Below are 20578 nucleotides of genomic sequence, written 5' to 3' on the forward strand. Positions count from 1 at the left end.
CATGCCGGTAACCGTATCTAATACAGCACGCTTTGATATTGTGGTGGTGGTGCTGGCGCTACTCACTGCTTTTGGTCCGCTCTCTATTGATATGTATTTACCAGCTTTCGGTGCTATCGCCGAAAGCTACAATACACCGACGAATCGTGTTGAGTTATCGCTAACATCATTTTTTCTCGGCCTCTTTATTGGCCAGTTACTGTACGGAACAGCATCGGATCGGTTTGGTCGAAAGCCACCTCTTTATTTTGGCTTGGCGTTGTATATTGTTACCTCCCTTGCTTGTGCTTATGCGCCCAATCTTGAAAGCCTCATCGTGTTGCGATTTTTACAGGCGATAGGCTCTTGTGCAGGCATGGTTATTGCGCGAGCTATGGTGCGAGATTTGTATACGCCACAAGCTTCAGCCCAGGTGTTTTCGTTTTTGATTTTGGTGATGGGGATAGCACCGATCTTAGCGCCCTTGATGGGAGCTTATGTTACTGCTGCGTTTGGTTGGCAAGCTATTTTTATTATTGTGGCCGCGCTAGCGGTGGCGTGTTTGGCGATAGTTCATATTCGCTTACCAGAAACACGTTTACCCAACCAAGCCGTACGAATCAGATCAAGTTTGCCCATTTATTGGGGCGTTCTGCGCGACCGCAGCTTTTTGCGTTATTCGTTAAGCGGTGGCATAGCCCAATCAGGCATGTTTGCCTACATCACCGCATCCCCCTTGGTGTTTATTGAACACTTTGGTTTGTCGCCCACCCATTACAGTTGGCTCTTTGGCTTAAATGCTGTAGGCATTATTGGGCTATCGCAATTGAATGCGTGGTTATTACGACGTCATGATTCTCGCAAAATTCTGAATAAATCACTGCCAGTATTAGGTTTGATTGCCTTGGTACTGTTTATCGCCGGGCATTATAACTGGGGCTTTTGGGGCGTTATTATTCCACTCTTCATGTATATCAGCACGCTCGGCATGGTGTTTCCAAATGCCATGGCAGGAGCGTTAGCAGAGCAGCAAGAGCGAGCCGGTTCGGCTTCTGCAGTAACCGGAAGTCTGCAATTCTTGATTGCTGGCATTATTTCTGCGTTGGTGAATGTGCTGGGACACTACGACCCGTTAGCTATGCTTTATATGATGGGAGCCTGCGGTCTTACTGCGGTGGTCATGTATCGAGTCTTACGCCGTCCAGCCTAAGGCTCTAGGTAGGGATTGAAGCTATAGTTATCCAACGAAAAAGCCGCTCGAAAGTTCGCGCGGCTTTTTTATGGTTGGGTTGGTATTTTCCCGACAACTTAAGGTGTGTAATACGTAGGTGTTCCCCACCAGCCCACCGGTAGTTCTAGGCCAAACACCCAAATAAAGAAGAAACTTGCCCAACCTAATAAGAAGACAATCGTGTAAGGCAACATCATCGCAATCATGGTCCCAATCCCGGTATCCTTTTTGTAGCGTACCGCGACCGCTAAAATAAGCCCGAAATAGCTCATCATAGGGGTGATGATGTTGGTGACCGAGTCACCAATTCGATAAGCTGCTTGAATGACCTCTGGAGCGTAGCCAATCAACATCAGCATGGGGACAAAAATCGGTGCTGTAATGGCCCACTGTGCCGATGCCGAGCCTAGCATCAGGTTGACGAACGCACACATCAGAATAAACAGAATAAACACCGCAGGGCCGGTTAATCCCACATCCTGTAAGAAGGTGGCACCTTTAATGGCAAGAATGCTACCAAAGTTAGTCCACCCGAAGAAGGCTACAAACTGCGCCGCAAAAAACACCAGCACAATGTACATGCCCATGGTACTCATGCTATCAGACATCGCATCAATTACATCGCGGTCTGTGCGCATGACGTTGGTGATACGGCCGTAAACAAAGCCAGGAATAGCAAAAGTAATAAAAATAAAGGTCACTATGCCTTTTAAGAAAGGTGAGCCAGCTACTTCGCCCGTTTCAGGGTGACGTAAAATGCCCCACTCAGGCACTATGGTTAAGGCCAACAAGCCACCCAGTGCTAAAAAGCTTAAGCCGGCGCCTATCAAACCACGTTTTTCTAGCTTAGAGAGTGGCTCAATCGTTTGTTCTTTTAAGTTGATAGTAGCTTCTTCTGGATCGTATTTGCCTAGTTTAGGTTCGACGATTTTCTCAGTAACCAGCGTACCCATAATGGCAATCAAGAAGGTAGAAGCGAACATAAACATCCAGTTAGCTTCTGGGCCTACATAATAGTCAGGATCAATCAGGTTGGCAGCTTTGGTGGTGATACCAGCTAAGAGCGGGTCGACGGTACCAATCAGCAAGTTAGCGCTATAACCGGCAGATACGCCCGAGAAAGCTGCAGCCATACCAGCTAATGGATGGCGCCCGAGGGAATGGAAAATCATCGCGGCAAGCGGTACCAAGACCACGTAACCTAGCTCGGCTGCGGTATTAGAAATAACCCCAGAAAAGACCACAGCGACGGTAACGACGCGCGGATGAGCGTTCATGACGAGCCCTCGCATTGCTGCTGATAACAAGCCTGAACGTTCAGCAATACCTACCCCAAGTAATGCCACTAATACCGTACCTAATGGGGTAAAACCGGTAAAGTTGGTCACCAAACCAGTAACAATGCGTTGAATACCTTCGGCATTGAGTAAGCTCACCACCTCAATCTCGGCACCACCTGGACGGGGATCAAGAGCACTTAAGCCAAAATAACTGGCAATGCCGCTCAACAGCACAATACCAATGGCAAATAATGCAAAAAGGGTAATGGGGTGGGGCAGTAGGTTGCCCAAATATTCTACCGTATCGAGAAAACGCGTAAAGGCGCCTCTTTTAGTTGCTGTCGAGGATGCTTGCGGCATGCAATAAAAGCTCCTGTTGTTTGTACTTATAGTAGGTTTCGAATCGTTTCAAGCGCTGAATTGTACACATAAAAAAGGCCAATCGCGAGGATTGGCCTTTGATTGGTGCTATTTAAAGCACTCTGACCCCACTCAAGATTAGGCAGCGTCAGCGGCTTTATTCGCTTGAGCTAGGGCATAGTCACGTGCTGCTTTGCCGGCTAATAGGTCTTCGTGAGCAAAATCGTCCACGTTGATCACTCGTAAGCGACCTGCTTCAGCACGTTGTAGCAAGGCTACTTCATCGTCGTTTAATACGCCAAGCTGTTTACCTTGTTCAGCTACTTTATCCAAGAACATAAATGGCAGGCGGCGGTTATCCGCAGCTTTGCGTACTCGATCAAACAACTCTTCAGCAGCAATGATGTCACGCAAGGTTTGCTCTAAATAGCCAAATTGACCTTCTGGTGACAAGAATTGACCTGCGCCAAGACGTTCACGGCTTTCGTTTGGCTTCAGCAAGATTTTCGCGACTTTGCTATCCAGCTTATCCGATGGACGTTTCACCATGCGACCAAATGGATACATCACAGCTTTCATGACCGCACCAACACCACCAAAATTATCTAATAGCGCTAATTGGCTTTCTTGAAGCTTGTACAAGGTATCTTGCAGTGCCCAATGTAACAAAGGTAAATCAGCTTGCTGACGGCCTTCGTCTTCAAAACGCTTCAGTGTGGCAGACGCAATAAACAAGTAGCTCAACATATCGCCTAAACGTGCAGAAATGCGTTGCTTACGCTTCAATGAACCACCTAACACACCCATAGCTACGTCAGAAAGCAGCGCTAAGTTGGCACTGAAACGGTTCATTTGCTTGTAGTATTGAGCAGTACTGTCACCGTATGGTGCGTTACTGAAGCGCCAGAAACCTAAACCAAGTACCAAAGAACGAACAAAGTTACTCATGCCAAAGCCAATGTGACCCCAGATAGCTTTATCAAAGCGTTCTAGGCCAGCTTTGCCGGTCTCAGCTGAGGCTAGCATTTCTTCTAGTACATAAGGATGGCAGCGAATTGCACCTTGACCATAAATCATCAGGTTACGGGTAAGGATGTTTGCACCTTCTACCGTAATAGCTACCGGTACGCCTTGGTAACCGCGGCCTAAGTAGTTATTCGGACCTAAACAGATGGCTTTACCACCATGGACATCCATGGCGTCGTCCATACAGGCACGCAGTTTTTCTGTCATGTGATATTTAGCGATGGCTGAGATCACCGACGGCTTCTCGCCTAAATCAATACCCTTGGTAGAGAAACTGGTGACTGCATCCATCAAGTAGGCGTTACCAGCTAAACGAGCTAGTGCTTCTTGTACACCTTCCATTTTACCAACAGGTAAGCGGAATTGGCGGCGAATGTAAGAATAAGCACCGGTTGCTAACGCGATAGATTTAACCCCACCAGCACTATTAGAAGGTAAAGTAATAGCACGGCCTACCGACAGACACTCAACTAACATGCGCCAGCCTTTACCGGCCATTTTGGGACCACCGATAATGTAATCTAAAGGTACGAACACGTCTTCACCACGAATCGGACCATTCATGAATGGTACGTTGAGTGGGAAGTGACGGCGACCGATATCAACCCCAGCGGTATCACGCGGAATCAGAGCGGCTGTGATTCCTAGCTCTTCTTTATCACCCAATAAATGCTCAGGGTCATACAGTTTGAACGCTAATCCTAACACGGTAGCTACTGGAGCTAACGTAATGTAACGTTTATTAAAGTTAAGCTTAATACCAACGATTTCTTCACCGTTCCACTGGCCTTTGCAGATAACTCCAGTGTCTGGAATAGATCCAGCATCTGAACCAGCCTCTGGGCTTGTTAGCGCAAAACATGGGATTTCTTGGCCATTCGCTAAGCGCGGCAAGTAATGGTCTTTCTGCTCCTTGGTGCCGTAATGTTGCAACAACTCACCTGGGCCTAACGAGTTAGGGACACCTACGGTTGAAGCCAAGATAGTACTTACCCCAGCCAGTTTTTGTAACACTCGAGATTGCGCATAAGCTGAAAACTCTAAACCACCGTATTCTTTCTTGATGATCATCGCGAAGAATTTGTGATCTTTCAGATATTGCCACACATCTTCAGGCATGTCGGCTAGCTCATGAGTGGCTTCCCAGTCATTCAGCATTTTGCAAACTTCTTCACAAGGACCGTCAAGAAAAGCTTGTTCTTCTGCTGACAGTTCGGCTTTTTGAATGCTGTGCAGGTTCTTCCACTTTGGAGCACCACGGAATAATTCACCTTCCCACCAAGTAGTACCGGCATCGATAGCGTCTTTCTCGGTTTCAGAGATTTCCGGCATGACTTTACGGTAAGCACCTAGTAAGGCTTTTGACAAGACGCCACGACGAAACGCCGTAAAGTTAAGCGGAATTAAGATAATAGCTAGTAGGGTCCATAGTACTGGGCCGACAATGTCGAACCAACTACCAATGGCAAACATACCCACCAAGCCTAAGCTGGTGGCTAGCAATGAACTACGAAAATATAAAAAACCACCTAGTACCACTAGGGTGGCTATAACCCATAAGGCGACACTCATGTTTCGACTCCGTTATAATGTTAGAGGTCAGACCAGTAATGATACGACGAGGGTAGTCAATTTGATCACTATTTTCAAGTGAAATTAATGCCTGGCAGCGAACAAGCAGTTAAACTATTGAGTCAAGTATGGGTCTGATTGAGTGTTAACAGCAGCCACTGGTTAAGCTACAGTGGATTAAACTACTCGCAAGCAACGATGAGGAACACAACGATGGCGATTTTGCGCAAGTTGGGCTTACCGATTTACAGCAACACTTTGAGCTACTTTTCTGCAGTTAGTGGCATGGCTCTGTTGTTGTCGTTTTGCATGAGCGAGGCAGTGGCGGCAGAGCCAGACCTGTTGCAGCCTTACGAGGCTAGGTACGAGGTACATCGTGGCGGTAGTCAATATGGTGAAGCAGTGCGCGAACTCAGTTACGATGCTACTAACAACACCTACAGTCTCTACACGGAAACTGAAATCAGTTTATTGTTTTTATCTGATCGGCGCCGGTTTTGGAGCGAATTTGTGCTGCACGAAGGCAAAGTGCAATCGCAATCTATGGAATACAAACGCTCAGGTACCGGGCGCGATAAAGGCTTTGCTGGAACCTTTGATTGGTCGCAACAACAGATTATCGATCAGGCTACACAGCAGCCTCTAAGTCTGCCTTGGTTGGCGCAACGGATTGACGAAGCCTCACATATTGAGCAATTACGGTTAGATGTGGCCGAGGCTGATAATGGGGCTGAATTAACTTACCAAGTATTGGATGAAAAAGGCCAAGCGGATGAGCTTATCTATGCAGTGCAGGCGCGTGAAACCTTGCGTTTACCCTACGGTGATATCGAGGCCATAAAAGTGGTGCGAGTGCGCGAGAACTCGCGGCGCGAAACTGACTATTGGTTAGCGCCTGAGTTGGATTATATGCTAGTGAAGATGACACAGCGCAAAGATGGTGACGAAGTTGCCTCGCTATTACTGAGGCAACTACTGAGGCATTAAGAGAGACAGTAAGAAAGACAGTAAGAGAGCCAATCAGCGCAGTAAGCCATAAGCAACAGGGCAGATTAGTCTTCGGCGTAACCAGCCGGGCCTAATAACTGCCCATCCAGCACCGCACCCGCAGCGCTCAGATGCAACCTGCCGCTACAAAACCAATGCACCACTAACGGATAAATCGCATGCTCTTGCGTATGCACACGAGCTTGCAAATCAGCGGCGGTATCATCAGCAAAAATAGGCACTTTTGCCTGCAAGATCACGGGGCCGCCATCTAACTCTTCAGTAACAAAGTGCACACTCACACCGTGTTCTTCATCACCAGCATCAAGCGCCCGTTGATGAGTGTTTACGCCCTTGTATTTAGGCAACAAAGAGGGGTGAATATTAAGCATACGACCATGGTAATGACGGGTAAAGTCAGCGGTAAGAATTCGCATAAAGCCAGCTAAAACCACTAAATCAGGCTGATAGCTATCTACCAACTGCTGTAACTGGGCATCGTAGAGTTCGCGCGTCGCAAACTCTCGATGAGATAGCACCGCCGTTGCAATGCCAGCAGCAGCGGCTTTTTCTAAGCCTGCCACTTCTGCTTTGTTGCTGATCACAGCGACCACTTGGCCAGCCACTTTGCCGGCCTGACAGGCCTCAACCAAGGCCTGCATGTTGGTGCCAGAACCACTGATTAAAACAACAATGCGCTTCATGAATTAATTTCTACTTGCGCTTCGTTGCCAACGCGAGCTGCAACTTCACCAATCTGCCAGGCATCTTCGCCATGCTCACGTAAGAGTTGAATCGCTAACTCTGCTTTATCAGCCGCCACAGCAATGATTAACCCCACGCCGCAGTTAAAGGTACGATACATTTCTTTGGTGGTCACGTTACCTTGCTCTTGTAACCAGTTAAATACCAACGGCCACTGCCAGCTGCTACCATCGATGACCGCCTTCGCAGCATCTGGTAAGACGCGTGGGATATTCTCCCAGAAACCACCGCCAGTAATATGCGAAATAGCGTGAGCGTCAACCTGCTCCAACATGGCTAGTACAGATTTGACGTAGATTTTGGTAGGGGCTAATAAGTGCTCTGCTAATGGCTTGCCATCAAGCATGGTGGTGCTTGGGTCGGTCTCGCTTACTGCTAGAATTTTACGTACTAACGAGTAGCCATTCGAGTGGGCGCCAGAAGAAGCCAAGGCAATTAACGCATCACCTGGTGCGACTTTAGTGCCGTCAATAATACGGTCTTTTTCGACAACACCTACACAAAAGCCTGCAATGTCATAATCCCCATGCTCGTACATGCCAGGCATTTCCGCGGTTTCACCGCCAATCAAGGCACAACCAGCTTGCACACAGCCTTCACCAATACCAGTCACCACATCGGCTGCTACGTCTACATCGAGTTTACCGGTGGCATAATAGTCGAGGAAGAAGAGAGGCTCAGCACCTTGCACAATTAAATCGTTTACACACATAGCGACCAAATCGATACCTACGGTGTCATGCTTTTTAAGGTCGATAGCTAACCGTAATTTAGTGCCTACGCCATCGGTACCAGAAACTAAAACCGGCTGTTTGTATTTGGTGGGTAATTCGCACAAAGCCCCAAAACCACCAATGTTACCCATCACTTCTGGGCGCTTGGTACGTTTGGTGACGCCTTTAATGCGCTCAACTAAAGCATTACCTGCATCAATATCAACACCAGCATCTTTGTAACTTAAAGAAGGTTTTGTAGTACTCACGGGCGGTCCTCAGCGTAGCAGAATGAGCAACGGCTTGTTACTAGCCCTGAGCATAGCGCTCTCGAGCAGCAACAAGCGTTGCTAAAAATTTGCGCGTTAGTTTATCACTTTCGCCCGGAGGGTGCGACAGGATTATTGCGCGGTGATGGGCACCAAACGCTGTTTTTCGGCTGGGGTTAGGTCTTCCATAAAACCAATTTTAACTACCTGCCCCTTGTTGTTATTGCTGGCATCAAGAGGCACATGAACATGTTCAGGCAGATTGAACATAGCCCCAGTAAGTGGATCAACAATCAACATGCCTGGTAAACCGCCAAACAATAAATTACCAAAATACCAACCATCTAAACTTGCAGTGAACGTATAATCGCGACTGCTATAGCCTTGCATACTTACACTTAAGGTGTATTTTTCGCCTTGAAAATAGCCGGCTGATGAAGGCAGAGTTACAGTTGCTGGCGTAACACCTGAATCGACGCGGACACCCTTGCTGTTAGTTAACACATAGGCAGCGCCGCTTGGAGTTGAGTCGAAATTAACGGGGTAATCTGATTTACTGACAATACTTGAACAACCGGAAGCCATTACAGCCGCCAACATTGCCACCATCCACTTACTTTGATTCATTGCAAATATCCTTATTTTACTTATTTTTTTGTTTATTGAGTGATTGTATTAGCGCTAACTTAAAGCGGATAATAGCGTTAACCAGACACTTAGTTGTGCTTCATTAATAGCGCCGAAAATTTATCAGGTCGGTGTGTTTAGTACAATAAGCTATATGAGCTAAATTGATGAAAAATATACAGAATTATAGTGTCGTTTTACGCCAAGCGACACGCACCGATGTCGCACAACTGAGTCAGATAGAAACGTTGAGTTATACTACCGACCGAATCAGTGCGCGCAGTTTTAAGCGTTTTATCGACCAAGGTGTGGGCGATTTTCAGGTGCTTTGTGTCGATGACCAAGTGGTGGGTTATTTCATTGTGTTGTATCGCCAAGCTACCGAGTTAGCTCGCTTGTATTCCTTAGCGGTACATCCAGAATTCCGCCGTCGTGGCTACGGTAGGCAGCTGTTGCAGGCAGCAGAAGATGCTGCCGATGAGCGCTTCTGCTTATTTATGCGCCTCGAAGTAAAAGTAGACAACATGGCGGCTTTACAGATGTATCACGTAGCTGGCTACTACGATATGGAGATCCGTGCTGAATATTACGAAGATGATAGCGATGCGGTGGTGCTACAAAAATTGTTACCGCAATTTAAGCGTAGTGATTTAGATCAAGAGCAGGCCCGCTTAGTCCCTTATCGCACCCAAACAACCGATTTTACCTGTGGCCCTGCTAGTCTTTTGATGGCTATGGCTTACTTTGACATCGCGTGTGCAGATGCTCATCATGAAGAGTTAGAAATCTGGCGCGAAGCGACGACCATTTTTATGACTTCTGGGCATGGCGGTTGCGGTCCACATGGGCTGGCGCGGGCAGCGTTAAAGCGCGGTTTACAAGTAGAACTGCATGTTAGCGAAGCTGGCCCTTTGCTGTTAGATTCGGTGCGTAGTAGCGATAAAAAGCAGATCATGGCACGTATTCAAGAAGCCGATATCGCCGCTTTAGAACGAGAGCAAGTACCTATTGTTATTGGTGAATACCCAGTAGCGCAACTCATGGCAGATTTACAGCAGGGTAAGTTAGTCATTGCTCTGATAAGTACTTATGTGTTCGATGAAAGCAAGGCCCCACACTGGGTGCTTATATGTGCTGCCGACGAGCATTATGTTTACATCAACGACCCAGACCAAGATACCTTTGCCTGGCAATCGCCCGCAGAACGGCAATACATTCCCATTCCTATCGCTACCTTTAAACGAGCCTTTGGTTTTGGTAAGCGGAAGCAGCGCGCAGCCGTGGTGCTGAGCCGCGCGCCGGGTTAATTGGGAGAGTAGTGATAAAGCTTAAGATTTGCTGCTAGCTTTGGGCTTTTTAACCGTCGCGTTTTTCATGGTTAAACTGTCATCAAGTGGCAGCGATATTAAGCCAGCGCCAGAGCGCAAGGTGACACGGTCGCTATGGCGCTCAAGTACCTTACCGTTAACTTCAAGCTTAAACCGAGGTGATAAAAACCTTGACGAAATCACCACATGGTCAGACTCGATATAGTTACCCATGCGATCGTTAAGGTAGAGCGCTAGGATCTCCTCAAAGCTCTGTTCTAGTGCGCTATGAATGGTGGTATGTTCGGTGTCGTTCATACCATCGGCGATGTCGGCAAGAGGCAGGTGTAACGAGGTTTGATGAGTATAACGACCGCCCCAAACGCTGCCATCAGTTTGCGCAACCTCAACAATTAACGCCGTACCCATACGAAGCATTTCATCCTCATCGCGAACAACCAGAACAAAGGGATGAAAGCTAACCTCTGAGAGTGACGCACAAAATTATCCTTTATTGTTGTTATTATCGACGGCGGCTAGAATACGAGAAAACAAATATCTAACGCAATATGGCGCAGATTTTTATTTACGTTGCTAGCACTTGAAATTGCTGACAGCAGCACCATATCAGTGATAGACTTTGACAAGTTAACCTTAGGGGCTGATCTGGATTCGACGGGATACACGAAACCCAAGGTGCATGCCGAGGTGAGGCTGGCCTCGTAAAAAGCCTCAACATAATAGTTGCAAACGACGACAACTACGCTTTAGCGGCTTAATAACCCGCTGAGTCCGACCCCTAGCGCTTTGTCTGTGAGACTAGGATCAGTCGGTTCACCCCAAAGCAGACTCGCGTGGAGGCTTCGCCCGTAGCCAAAGCGTTAAAACCAATCGGGATCGTCACCTTAAGTAGCCTGTTTGTCGGCGACTTGGTGATTAACTAAATGACAAACTAAGCATGTAGGACCGAGGATGTAGGTATTGCGGACGCGGGTTCAACTCCCGCCAGCTCCACCAATTCCAATAAAAAGCCGCTCATTCGAGCGGCTTTTTTGTTCCTATAGCCCATAGCTTCACTAGGAGTTGACCGCGTCTCATAAATAGGATGTTGTGTTTGGTACTCTTCAATTTTACCGCTTAAATCCGTGCAAAAAATTCTGAGTTTTCTAATGTGAAGGCGAATAAGATCGAGCCCAGTGCTTGGAATAATTTAAAAGCAAAACAGATAAAGTGGTGACAGATGAATCTGTCATGACAGACTCAAAGACATACTCCCGACTTTGGTTGTATGCAGAATTCGGTATCACAGGAGTGATTTTTCTATCACATCACATCACAAAAATGCTAATGAAATCACGTTTCATTAAGCTGGTACTCTGACATCATTAAATAAAGATATTCTAGATTCTTCCAACCAACCCTAAATTGATTCCGCTTTTTGGGCTTCCATCTACCATTAACCAACTTCATGTTCACGCCAGGATCGTAGTAAATGGTGCTGGTGTAGAGCGCACTAAGCAGCTTGTCTAAGCTTGTTCCTTTACCGAGCGTTACCTTAGGTCCGAACTGGTAGTACACCTTTTCTTCTTTAACAGCGGTGTAGGATACAAAACAGGTATTCGAGTGCTTGTTCTTCCAATGCTGAATGATCTTCTCAAACTTCCAACCTGCTGCTAACTCACCGGCGGGACCGCGCAACATCAAGCCACCCTCAGGATCGGTCACTTTGCCTGATTTGGGATCATATCCCTCAAGGCGCATGGTTAGACTAGTTTTGGCGTTTTGTTTGCCGACATCATGACGGCTTGCGAAATCTAGTCGTTCAGGCTGAATACGGGTGCCGTATTGGCGTAAGAACGCCTCCAAATCATCAAGGTAGGTGCCAACATTAGGTTCTGGTGTCATGAGCGTAACAGCGCCGCCTGAGTGTGATTTAATCTCCCAATCCATAAAGTCTGGATCTGGCGAGCCGTTGGGGGTGATGCCGAATTGGGCTTCAAGCGTGTAGCCAGCGCCATTTTGCGCTTTGTATGGAAGTAATTCGCCACTGGCGTTGAGTCGGCAGGATTCAATAGGACCAAGTTCGTAGATTTCTCGCAGCCGCTGTAAAAGCTTTTCTTCACTCGATTGCTGACTAACTTTATATTCGTGAAAAATTGAAGCGACAAGCGTCGTTTGACCGCTTTCAATGAGCGCTTTGGCCTCTCGTTGTATCTCGTCATCCCAGCTTGTGCAAAAAGCCCATATAGAATTTTCGTTGACGCCAAGTATGAGATATCGGTTTGAGCCTTGGCGCTGTGCTCGTTGCTCTGGTGTCGGCGGCTGCATCAAATGGCTTGGTGCAATATCTCGATCGCAACCTCGCATGAATCCCGACATGCGGGTTTCAGGATATTTTGGATAGAGGATAATTTGCGCATATTGCGCTTTTTGCGTTTCACCGCTAGCCGTGACCCAGTAGAAATCCAACGGTGCTTTGAATATAGGGCCTTTTTTACTCACACCATCCGCATAAACATCACCGGATGGGATCGCGCGAATAACCTCGAAATCTGAGCCGAGGTAGATTTGATTCTTCGAATTATCGTTGTTCGCTAGAGCCTTGATTAAAATCCGTTTGGCCCCGCTGAGCTTCATCTGCTCAATAATCTTTGTTAATTCCATCAACGGGATATCCGCAATTTTTATTTACCTGCTGCCTACATTACCAATATGTAAAGATTAAGTGAATAGCAAATAGCATTGTAAGTATTCGCTGAAATAGCACTTTTGGACTGGCGAGATTAACGATTAATTATACACTGTATAAATGATCAGTTTATTGTTGACGTAGTGGAACGATTGTGTGATCTTACATCACATAAATGTCCTAGGGAGCGAGCGTGTACCAGATGAGCTTTAACACAGAAGAACAACAACGGAACGAAATGGCTGATCTAGAAGTCGTTACCAAGTTACTGGAAATATACGACCAAACGTTCCTTGCTGATTATTTAAATCAGCTTCCGAATAATCGGTGGACCCGCGAGACAATTAACCGCTGGGTAAAAGGTAAAGCTGCGCCTAGCTTGACTCATTCAGAGTACCTGCACCTCCTGAAGCTTTTTCCAGAGCCGAAAGTAACACCTGATAATTGTGATTTTCGGTTTATTGACTTATTTGCCGGAATTGGTGGTATTCGTAAAGGCTTCGAAGAACAGGGTGGGTTATGCGTATTCACAAGTGAATGGAATAAATTCGCGGTGCGTACCTATAAGGCTAACTATGCGTGTGACAATGAATATCACCGTTTCAATGAAGATATTCGGGACGTCACGCTAAGCGCTGATCCGTCGGTGTCAGATGAGAAAGCCTATGAACACATTGATTCTGTTATTCCTGATCACGATGTATTGCTTGCTGGTTTCCCATGCCAGCCCTTTTCAATTGCTGGGGTGTCGAAGAAAAACGCCTTAGGTGTGAAGCATGGGTTTGAATGTGACACCCAAGGTACGTTGTTCTTTGATGTCGCTCGCATCATTGCGGCCAAGCGTCCACCGGCTTTTGTGCTAGAGAACGTTAAAAACTTGAAGAGCCACGACCGTGGTAAAACGTTTAAAGTGATCATGAAAGCTTTGGATGAACTTGGCTATGAAGTTGCTGATGCCAACCATGAAGGGCCAAATGATCCTCGTATTATTGATGGTGCGCACTGGGTGCCTCAACATCGAGAGCGAATCGTGTTGGTTGGTTTTCGGCGCGATTTGAATATTCATCAAGGGTTTACCTTAAGAGATTTGAAAAAGCCATCGAAAGCCACAGCACCAAAGCTAGGGGATATTCTTGAGCCTGAGGTTGACGATAAGTACATATTGACGCCAAACCTTTGGGAGTACCTGTTCAACTATGCGAAAAAGCATCAGGAGAAAGGTAATGGTTTCGGATTTGGTTTAGTTGGTCCTAACGATCGTGCGCGTACACTATCAGCCCGCTATTACAAGGATGGTTCTGAAATTCTGGTCGATCGAGGCTTTGACGCGAGCAAGCCATTTGATGATCCGCAAAACATCGCAAACAGACCCCGTCGATTAACTCCGTTAGAGTGTTCACGATTAATGGGTTTTAGCACGCCAAAAGGCAGCGAGTTCGTGATTCCGGTATCAGATACGCAAGCCTATAAACAATTCGGTAACTCGGTGGTTGTGCCTGTGTTTCGGGCGATTGCAGAGATTATGAAATCACGATTGATGATGAACAACCATGTAAACCGTTTTAATAATACCAAGGTTGCATAAGCCAATTCCAGTAAAAAGCCGCTCATTCGAGCGGCGGCAGCGCTCTGAGCAATAGATAACTTCCTCCCAACAGCGTTCCCATTTTTTGCGCCAACTGAATGGGCGTTGGCAAACGGGGCAGACTTTGCTGGGTAAATGTTGTTTCTTAGTCACGAGCCAGCTCTATCAGGTAATCGGCGAGGGCGCCCATACCTGTAGCGGTAACACCAGCGCGCTGTTCAGCGGCTTGGTTATAATTGGTGTTGGTGTTTACGTCGTAGACAAACAACTCACCGGCCGCATTTTCTATGAACTCAATACCAGCCACGTCTATTTGATTCGTATCTAAGAAGCCTTCAAGCTTGGCAATAATGTCGTGGTTGTTGAAGCGCTCGGTAATCGAGAACTTATGGGCTTGCTCGCCGGTTGGGCAAAACTGATCTTCAATAGAGCAGTTATCCGCCGGGCAGAGTTCAAAGCCATCTTCGGTATTGACTTGAACTGTGTATAAAAACTTGCGGCCAATAAATTCGGCGCGGGTAATAAAGGGCTGTTGGGGCTGAATGTATGCTTGCAACAGCCAAATACCATCAAGGGGTTCATCAAGATCGGTACGGGCCAAATAGTTCTTCAGCGTTTCGACAGACTCAAACCGCTGTACGCCCAAGCCTTTACCACCGCGGTTCGGTTTTAAAATAAGCGGCCATTGGTTGAATGCTTGTGCTGCGGCAACAAGGTGCTGTTTGCCAACCACAGCATGTGTGCGTGGCACCTTGAGACCGGCGCGTTGCAAGGCGGCATATTGTGATAATTTGCACACTTCAAACGCTAATACTTGGCTATTGTTTACAACAGTGCGGCCAAAGCTTTCCAGTCGTGTCAGTACCGCACGCGTTAACTCAGGGGCAAAGCGGTGGCCACGGGTGTGTGAGGATGCGCTCATGCGGTTGTAATAAACCGCATCAGCAGGGGCTTCATCAAAAGCGACCGTGCCGGTATCTAAAAACCATTCCATGGCCGTGACTTCGCGCTTGGCAAACTCAGCTCGCAGCGGTACTAACCACTCGTCGTTCTCGTGCAGTATAACTATGTTGCGCATGTAGCTCCCGGCTACTCAATCTGGTGACATTTTGATGTGCTTATTACAGCTTATACCCGGGAAAACGATCAATTCGAAAAAGCTATAAGCCAGACCAAAGAGTTCTAGGTAAGCCAAGTTGCGCAATATAGCTGCAGCAACTGACCTGTTAGTAGCCTCTAGGCACAACAAGTCGCAGCATTATTCGGTCATAGCTTTCGTAGCGTTCCAATTCACGGCGCGCCATTGGCCGTGTTGCTTTTGCAAGACGCCGGTATTGTAGAATCGCTGGGTGGGTTCGGTGCTATCTACGGGAGTAAGAACCAAGGTGAAATTCACCAAGATGGCGTCGCCAAAGCGTTTAAATTCAAAGTTTTCACCGGTGTACCAAGCGGTGACCTCGCTTTCTGCAAGCGGCGGTGCTTCGCTGAAGCCTTGCGCGAGTTCAGGCCAGCCAAAACGTGTGCCGCTTGAGCTGGTGTAGGTTAATTGTTCTGACCAAAAGGCACGGTGCGCAGCGCTATCATTCACACTGGCGCCATACAAAAAGGTTTCAATGGCTTCTTGCACTTCCTGTTGCACTTGCTCAGTTGCATTCGCTTTCGCTGTTGTTTGAGCAAACAGGGGCTGACTATACAAACAACCAAATACTAGGCTAATTATGAGCAGTTTTTTCATGTTCTTGGTCCGATGACAGTGAATAAGGGTGGTTTTACTCTAATAGTTTTACGGAAGTAACACTATCTTTTGCTCTCGATTTCCTTTCTGCGCTTTCTTTTGATGCACAAGAAGCGCTATGATCAGGCTACTCTTATCTGCCTAATTAAAAGAAGTAAAATTATGAGCCTACCCAATTGCCCAAAATGTAATTCAAGTTATGTTTACGAAGACCAAGCATTGTTGATTTGCCCCGAGTGTGCCTATGAGTGGAACCCGAATGAGGTGGCTGAAGAGACTGCGGTTCAAGTGAAAGACGCCAATGGCACGCCGTTGGCCGAAGGCGACAAAGTGACGTTAATTAAAGACTTAAAAGTTAAAGGTTCGTCGTTGGTGTTGAAAGTGGGTACCAAGGCGACAATTAAGCGCTTTGCCGATGGCGATCATGACATTGATTGCAAGGTAGATGGCGCCGGCGACATGATGTTGAAATCGCAGTTTGTAAAACGCCAAAGCAGCTAGTAATCAATGAAGAGAAAACCATGAAAGTAGGCGTGTTTGACAGTGGGGTTGGCGGTTTAACCGTGGCTAAGTCGTTGCAGCAAAGTGGCTTGTTTAGCGAAATCACTTATTTTGGTGATACCGCTCGTGTTCCCTATGGCAACAAAGATAAGGCGACTGTCACGCGCTACGCACTTGAGGCTGTTGAGTTTTTTAACGGGGCCGATGTGGATTGCGTGGTGGTGGCCTGTAATACTGTCAGTGTAACAGCGCTAGAAGCTATGCAGCAGTTTTCTAATAAGCCTGTGTATGGGGTGCTAGAACCTGGTGTGATGGCATTGCAGCAATTAGGGACGGTGACCAAGCAGACCCGGGTATTAATTATTGCGACTCGTTCAACCATAGCCTCGGGTGCCTATCAACATCGTATTCAGGCGCTTGGGGTGGAGCAGATGGATGCTATTGCGACCCCGTTGTTTGTGCCGATTGTAGAAGAAGCTTTATTTGATGGGCCAATTTTGCAGGAGACCATGCGTCATTACTTCAGTTCTTTGACGAAGCCTGATGTGGTGTTATTGGGTTGCACGCATTTTCCGTTAATTGCTGAGCAGATTGCTCAATACTTTGGTGGCGTTGCCACCATTCACTCGGGTGAAGCTATGGTGGCTTGGTTACAACAGCACCTTGAACTACCCAAACAGTACGCACAAACTCCCATCCGCATTTTAGCGTCAGAAAACGTTGAAGCAGTGAAGCGCACGGCCAAACATTGGGGCTTAATACTCTAGCTGGAAGCTGACCATTGAAAAGGGCTGTTAACCAAAGCGATAAAGTCATGTTCGGCGAGGGGGCGAGCAATCACGTAGCCCTGGGCTTTTTCACAGCCTAGCTGTTTTAACAAAGTAATGGCAGCGAAATCCTCAACTCCTTCTGCGGTCACCTTTAGCCCTAACGCATGCGCTAAGTCGATACTAGATTTAACAATTTTTAAGTTGCGGTCGTTGTTATTGATATCGAACACATAGCTACGATCGAGTTTGAGTTCGGCCACCGGAAATTTACTTAAATAGGAAATGGAAGAGTTGCCGGTACCAAAATCATCCACCGCACATTTGATTCCCAACTTGCTGAGCAAAACCCGCGTAAACCCTCGCCCAATCGGGCGGGGATATAAGCGGGAAACGCGAAGCGTTTCTAGTCAGGTGTGGCCTGACTTTGTACATATTCTTTCAGCGTTTCAATCGTTGCACCACCTGCGCTACAGGCAAAATAGGAGCGCGACCAGAGCGCTGCGCTCTTGCTTTGCCGGGGTATGTGGGTATTGAGTCTACGTATCCGGCGAGATGAAACCGATTTCAGGTTGTTCACCATAACGCTGATCGCCAGTTTCGGTGGGTAGGCCATCAACAGATGAACATGATCTTCTTCACCGTCCATTTCCAGCAGGTTACATTCCAGTTTCTCGCAAGCAGACTCAAATGCTTCACGCAGCTGCTCAATCATAAAGCCATCGAACAGTTTTCGTCGGTACTTGGTGGTAAAGACCAGATGAACAACCAGCTTGGTGACGCTGTGACGTTTTCTAAGGTAATCTGATAGCAATTCTTTATGATGCACACTCACTTGAAATATGACCTTAATAGCTTATAATGAATGAATTATATCAATGAGCGCTGAAATGTTAAAGGCCACGAAAGTACGCATTTATCCCACACCTGAGCAGGCGGAATTTTTAAACCGCCAGTTCGGTGCTGTGCGCTTTGCGTACAACAAGGCTTTGCACGTCATTAGCAGCCAGTACAAGCGTCACGGCCTGAAATTGAAGGCCAAAAAAGACCTCAAGCCGCTGTTGGCTGTTGCGAAGAAATCTCGCAAGTATCACTGGCTCAAAGATTTTGATTCGATTGCACTCCAGCAGGCATGTATCAATCTGGATAAAGCCTTTCAACATTTCTTTGATCCCAAACTGCCTTCTCGTTATCCCAAGTTCAAGCGCAAGCACGGCAGGCAGTCCAGCTATCATTGCATGAGCGTTGATTGTGGTGATGACTGGATTAAAGTGCCGAAGTTAAAGCGGCCCATTAAAGCGCGTATTCATCGCAAGGTTGAGGGAAAACTGAAAAGCATCACCCTATCCCGCACCGTGACAGGTAAATACTATGCCTCGCTACTGCATGAAGATGGGCAAGAAGCTCCTGCGTCCATTCAAAGCCTGAATGCTGTTCAAGTTCTCGGATTGGATATGGGTTTAACACATATTGCCATAGATTCAAACGGCACGAAAAAACCGAATCCACGCTTTTTGAAGAAAGCCAGTGCCAATCTGCGCCGTAAACAAAAAGCCTTATCACGCTGCAAAAAAGGCAGCAAAGGTCGTGCAAAAGCCCGACTTAAACTCGCTAAGGCGCATCAGCGCCTGGCGAATGCTCGTGCTGATTTTCAGCACAAGCTGTCTCGACACGTTATTGACGAAAACCAAGCGGTAATTGTCGAGACACTGAAAGTCAAAAACATGCTGAAGAACAGGAAATTGTCCAAGCACATTGCCGATGCGAGTTGGTCAGGCTTGCTCCAAAAGCTGGAATACAAGGCCAAAGAGCAAGGCAAGCATCTGGTTAAAATTGATCAATGGTTTGCCAGCTCAAAAACCTGCTCTTGCTGTGGACACAAGCTGGAATACTTGTCACTGAACGTGCGTGACTGGCAGTGTCCATCCTGCTCAACACAGCGTGATCGGGACATCAATGCAGCCTTAAATATCAAGGCGCAAGGTATTTTAAAATTAAAGGCCGCAGGACTGTCGGTTTCTGCCAATGGAGGCAAGCGTCAATCTGGTCACGTACCAGTTGCTGCCTGAGAAGTTGGAAGCCTCGCCCGTGGCGCTTTAGCGCTTAGGGCGGGGAGCAGTCACTTGTGTGAGTACCTCTAGGGCCCGTTCAGAGTCGTCAATCAAGCCGGTTTCAGTGATTTCAAATTGCAAGCAATGGGCATCAATACCTTGCACTGCCTGTTTTACAAAACTAACAAAGCCCGCTTCAGTTAAATCGCGGGTGGATATATTGACACTCACATGCAGGCCACGCTGACAAAGTTGATGACGTTGCATACTGGCCACCGTTTGTCGAATCACCCAGCGGGTCACTTGTTTAATTAATCCAGATTCTTCAAACAGCGGAATAAACTTGGTGGGCGCAAGCTTAAGCAGAAGCAGTAAAAGCAACCTTTGTGCATCGCTGTAGCCCTTGCAGGCTATCAGTGGCTATGTAGAGCAGCGCTTAGATCAGGCGATTGTGTCGATCATGCAATATGATGAAAGTGACGACAGTTTAAGTTTAATTGCGGGGGCGCAACTCACCACAGATTATTGGCAGGCGTTGCAGCACGTGAAAATTGGGCCTGAAGTTGGCACCTGTGGTAGTGCTGCATACTTACGTCGACCGATAGTGACTGCAAATATCGCCAAAGATAAGCTTTGGATAGCTTTTGCTGGTTATGCGGCTGCTGAAGGGTTGCAGGCCTGCTGGTCGATTCCGGTACTAAGTAACAGTGGGACTCTATTTGGTACTCTCGCAACTTATTATCGACAGCCGCGCGAACCTCAGCAAGCAGAGCTCGAGCTGATGCAGCGTGCCGCAGCCTTGGTGAGTTTGGCCTTTGAGCACCATTATCAAACACTGCAACACGAGTTAACCGATAAACGTTTCCGGTCGTTATTCACGCAGCATCCGGGAGCGGTATTTGAAATAGATACGGACGGTTTTATTCTGGCTGCAAATCATCCGGTCGGGGGCATTAATCAGCAATCGTCACAACAAGCTATTGGTAAGCATTTTTTAGATTTAATTGATGCGAGCCAGCATGAAGCCGCAAAGCAGTCGTTTGCGCAAACCTTGCAAGCAGCCCCAATGGAGTGGTGTTAGCAGACGCACAAGCGCCTGGTATGCCACTGATTTATGTTAATCCAGCGTTAGCG

Annotated in this window: 20 protein-coding genes, 1 other RNA gene and 1 pseudogene; 9 read left to right on the forward strand and 13 right to left on the reverse strand. The window is 47.2% G+C overall.

Features of this window, described 5'->3' with window-relative positions; all coding sequences use genetic code 11:
- The first annotated feature begins 1 nt into the window (after nucleotide 1).
- Entirely contained in the window at nucleotides 2-1189 is a 1188-nt protein-coding gene (locus tag KGF88_RS02665) for a multidrug effflux MFS transporter (RefSeq protein WP_110075407.1), read from the forward strand.
- 98 nt (nucleotides 1190-1287) lie between these two features.
- Here the strand turns inward: KGF88_RS02665 and KGF88_RS02670 are convergent, their stop codons facing one another.
- Nucleotides 1288-2850 carry an AbgT family transporter gene (locus tag KGF88_RS02670; protein WP_153826982.1) on the reverse strand — a complete coding sequence of 521 codons (1563 nt, stop codon included), beginning with the start codon at nucleotides 2848-2850 and terminating at the stop codon, nucleotides 1288-1290.
- Between the two features lie 138 nt (nucleotides 2851-2988).
- A complete protein-coding gene (gene fadE / locus KGF88_RS02675) occupies nucleotides 2989-5448 on the reverse strand; it encodes an acyl-CoA dehydrogenase FadE (RefSeq protein WP_153826983.1) in 2460 nt (819 codons plus the stop codon).
- 213 nt (nucleotides 5449-5661) lie between these two features.
- Between fadE and KGF88_RS02680 the strand changes: the two genes are divergently transcribed.
- Nucleotides 5662-6435: a DUF3108 domain-containing protein gene (locus KGF88_RS02680; RefSeq protein WP_162014599.1), complete on the forward strand. Its 774-nt coding sequence runs from the start codon at nucleotides 5662-5664 to the stop codon at nucleotides 6433-6435.
- 65 nt (nucleotides 6436-6500) lie between these two features.
- Here the strand turns inward: KGF88_RS02680 and purN are convergent, their stop codons facing one another.
- The 3 genes from purN to KGF88_RS02695 all read right to left on the reverse strand — a co-directional run bounded on the left by purN (nucleotide 6501) and on the right by KGF88_RS02695 (nucleotide 8809).
- Nucleotides 6501-7139, reverse strand: a complete 639-nt coding sequence (purN, locus tag KGF88_RS02685; RefSeq protein ID WP_110075403.1) for a phosphoribosylglycinamide formyltransferase — start codon at nucleotides 7137-7139, stop codon at nucleotides 6501-6503.
- The gene (gene purM, locus KGF88_RS02690) at nucleotides 7136-8182 is read right to left on the reverse strand and encodes a phosphoribosylformylglycinamidine cyclo-ligase (protein ID WP_162014600.1); all 1047 of its coding nucleotides are present in this window, start codon (nucleotides 8180-8182) and stop codon (nucleotides 7136-7138) included. The genes purN and purM overlap by 4 nt, the downstream gene beginning before the upstream one ends.
- Nucleotides 8183-8314: 132 nt before the next feature.
- The gene (locus tag KGF88_RS02695) at nucleotides 8315-8809 is read right to left on the reverse strand and encodes a hypothetical protein (protein ID WP_153826985.1); all 495 of its coding nucleotides are present in this window, start codon (nucleotides 8807-8809) and stop codon (nucleotides 8315-8317) included.
- Nucleotides 8810-8976: 167 nt separating this feature from the next.
- On the opposite strand from KGF88_RS02695, the gene KGF88_RS02700 reads away from it, so the two are divergent.
- Nucleotides 8977-10116: a peptidase C39 family protein gene (locus KGF88_RS02700; RefSeq protein WP_153826986.1), complete on the forward strand. Its 1140-nt coding sequence runs from the start codon at nucleotides 8977-8979 to the stop codon at nucleotides 10114-10116.
- A 21-nt stretch (nucleotides 10117-10137) separates the two neighbouring features.
- Here the strand turns inward: KGF88_RS02700 and KGF88_RS02705 are convergent, their stop codons facing one another.
- On the reverse strand, nucleotides 10138-10554 hold the full coding sequence (locus tag KGF88_RS02705) for a hypothetical protein (RefSeq protein ID WP_153826987.1): 417 nt from the start codon (nucleotides 10552-10554) through the stop codon (nucleotides 10138-10140).
- A gap of 219 nt (nucleotides 10555-10773) precedes the next feature.
- On the opposite strand from KGF88_RS02705, the gene ssrA reads away from it, so the two are divergent.
- Nucleotides 10774-11133: a transfer-messenger RNA gene (gene ssrA / locus KGF88_RS02710) on the forward strand.
- A gap of 336 nt (nucleotides 11134-11469) precedes the next feature.
- Here the strand turns inward: ssrA and KGF88_RS02715 are convergent.
- Nucleotides 11470-12780, reverse strand: coding sequence for an MvaI/BcnI family restriction endonuclease (locus tag KGF88_RS02715; protein WP_153826988.1), 1311 nt, complete (start codon nucleotides 12778-12780; stop codon nucleotides 11470-11472).
- Between the two features lie 227 nt (nucleotides 12781-13007).
- On the opposite strand from KGF88_RS02715, the gene dcm reads away from it, so the two are divergent.
- Nucleotides 13008-14390 (forward strand): DNA (cytosine-5-)-methyltransferase, encoded by a 1383-nt coding sequence (gene dcm, locus KGF88_RS02720; protein WP_153826989.1) that lies wholly within the window; start codon nucleotides 13008-13010, stop codon nucleotides 14388-14390.
- Between the two features lie 27 nt (nucleotides 14391-14417).
- Here dcm and KGF88_RS02725 read toward each other — a convergent pair.
- The 3 genes and pseudogenes from KGF88_RS02725 to KGF88_RS02735 all read right to left on the reverse strand — a co-directional run.
- Nucleotides 14418-14543: pseudogene (locus tag KGF88_RS02725) on the reverse strand (DUF2256 domain-containing protein); the annotation flags it as partial.
- Nucleotides 14536-15468 (reverse strand): ATP-grasp domain-containing protein, encoded by a 933-nt coding sequence (locus KGF88_RS02730; protein WP_153826990.1) that lies wholly within the window; start codon nucleotides 15466-15468, stop codon nucleotides 14536-14538. The gene KGF88_RS02730 and the pseudogene KGF88_RS02725, both read right to left, overlap by 8 nt.
- A gap of 180 nt (nucleotides 15469-15648) precedes the next feature.
- Nucleotides 15649-16125 (reverse strand): nuclear transport factor 2 family protein, encoded by a 477-nt coding sequence (locus KGF88_RS02735; RefSeq protein ID WP_153826991.1) that lies wholly within the window; start codon nucleotides 16123-16125, stop codon nucleotides 15649-15651.
- Between the two features lie 162 nt (nucleotides 16126-16287).
- Between KGF88_RS02735 and KGF88_RS02740 the strand changes: the two genes are divergently transcribed.
- Together KGF88_RS02740 and murI are read left to right on the forward strand one after the other, a co-directional pair.
- A complete protein-coding gene (locus tag KGF88_RS02740; protein WP_055438699.1) occupies nucleotides 16288-16626 on the forward strand; it encodes a zinc ribbon domain-containing protein YjdM in 339 nt (112 codons plus the stop codon).
- 20 nt (nucleotides 16627-16646) lie between these two features.
- On the forward strand, nucleotides 16647-17393 hold the full coding sequence (murI, locus tag KGF88_RS02745; protein WP_110075394.1) for a glutamate racemase: 747 nt from the start codon (nucleotides 16647-16649) through the stop codon (nucleotides 17391-17393).
- Here murI and KGF88_RS02750 read toward each other — a convergent pair.
- Entirely contained in the window at nucleotides 17390-17740 is a 351-nt protein-coding gene (locus tag KGF88_RS02750; protein WP_153826992.1) for an EAL domain-containing protein, read from the reverse strand. The genes murI and KGF88_RS02750 overlap by 4 nt on opposite strands.
- Nucleotides 17741-17799: 59 nt before the next feature.
- Nucleotides 17800-18228 carry an IS200/IS605 family transposase gene (gene tnpA / locus KGF88_RS02755; RefSeq protein ID WP_092593751.1) on the reverse strand — a complete coding sequence of 143 codons (429 nt, stop codon included), beginning with the start codon at nucleotides 18226-18228 and terminating at the stop codon, nucleotides 17800-17802.
- A gap of 43 nt (nucleotides 18229-18271) precedes the next feature.
- On the opposite strand from tnpA, the gene KGF88_RS02760 reads away from it, so the two are divergent.
- Nucleotides 18272-19462, forward strand: a complete 1191-nt coding sequence (locus KGF88_RS02760) for a transposase (protein WP_257119958.1) — start codon at nucleotides 18272-18274, stop codon at nucleotides 19460-19462.
- 27 nt (nucleotides 19463-19489) lie between these two features.
- On the opposite strand, the gene KGF88_RS02765 is transcribed toward KGF88_RS02760, so the two are convergent.
- Nucleotides 19490-19825, reverse strand: coding sequence for an EAL domain-containing protein (locus KGF88_RS02765; RefSeq protein ID WP_162014486.1), 336 nt, complete (start codon nucleotides 19823-19825; stop codon nucleotides 19490-19492).
- A 22-nt stretch (nucleotides 19826-19847) separates the two neighbouring features.
- Between KGF88_RS02765 and KGF88_RS02770 the strand changes: the two genes are divergently transcribed.
- Nucleotides 19848-20525 carry a GAF domain-containing protein gene (locus tag KGF88_RS02770; RefSeq protein WP_153826004.1) on the forward strand — a complete coding sequence of 226 codons (678 nt, stop codon included), beginning with the start codon at nucleotides 19848-19850 and terminating at the stop codon, nucleotides 20523-20525.
- Nucleotides 20526-20578 lie beyond the last annotated feature (53 nt).

The organism is Idiomarina loihiensis (assembly GCF_024584785.1).
GTDB classification, from domain to species: Bacteria; Pseudomonadota; Gammaproteobacteria; order Enterobacterales; family Alteromonadaceae; genus Pseudidiomarina; species Pseudidiomarina fusca.

Excerpts from the sequence above, each read along its gene's own strand:
- KGF88_RS02665 (WP_110075407.1), top strand. The coding sequence starts at position 2 with ATGCCGGTAACCGTATCTAATACAGCACGCTTTGATATTGTGGTGGTG.
- KGF88_RS02670 (WP_153826982.1), bottom strand. The coding sequence starts at position 2,850 with ATGCCGCAAGCATCCTCGACAGCAACTAAAAGAGGCGCCTTTACGCGT.
- fadE (WP_153826983.1), bottom strand. The coding sequence starts at position 5,448 with ATGAGTGTCGCCTTATGGGTTATAGCCACCCTAGTGGTACTAGGTGGT.
- KGF88_RS02680 (WP_162014599.1), top strand. The coding sequence starts at position 5,662 with ATGGCGATTTTGCGCAAGTTGGGCTTACCGATTTACAGCAACACTTTG.
- purN (WP_110075403.1), bottom strand. The coding sequence starts at position 7,139 with ATGAAGCGCATTGTTGTTTTAATCAGTGGTTCTGGCACCAACATGCAG.
- KGF88_RS02695 (WP_153826985.1), bottom strand. The coding sequence starts at position 8,809 with ATGAATCAAAGTAAGTGGATGGTGGCAATGTTGGCGGCTGTAATGGCT.
- KGF88_RS02700 (WP_153826986.1), top strand. The coding sequence starts at position 8,977 with ATGAAAAATATACAGAATTATAGTGTCGTTTTACGCCAAGCGACACGC.
- KGF88_RS02705 (WP_153826987.1), bottom strand. The coding sequence starts at position 10,554 with ATGCTTCGTATGGGTACGGCGTTAATTGTTGAGGTTGCGCAAACTGAT.
- KGF88_RS02715 (WP_153826988.1), bottom strand. The coding sequence starts at position 12,780 with ATGGAATTAACAAAGATTATTGAGCAGATGAAGCTCAGCGGGGCCAAA.
- dcm (WP_153826989.1), top strand. The coding sequence starts at position 13,008 with ATGAGCTTTAACACAGAAGAACAACAACGGAACGAAATGGCTGATCTA.
- KGF88_RS02730 (WP_153826990.1), bottom strand. The coding sequence starts at position 15,468 with ATGCGCAACATAGTTATACTGCACGAGAACGACGAGTGGTTAGTACCG.
- KGF88_RS02735 (WP_153826991.1), bottom strand. The coding sequence starts at position 16,125 with ATGAAAAAACTGCTCATAATTAGCCTAGTATTTGGTTGTTTGTATAGT.
- KGF88_RS02740 (WP_055438699.1), top strand. The coding sequence starts at position 16,288 with ATGAGCCTACCCAATTGCCCAAAATGTAATTCAAGTTATGTTTACGAA.
- murI (WP_110075394.1), top strand. The coding sequence starts at position 16,647 with ATGAAAGTAGGCGTGTTTGACAGTGGGGTTGGCGGTTTAACCGTGGCT.
- KGF88_RS02760 (WP_257119958.1), top strand. The coding sequence starts at position 18,272 with ATGAGCGCTGAAATGTTAAAGGCCACGAAAGTACGCATTTATCCCACA.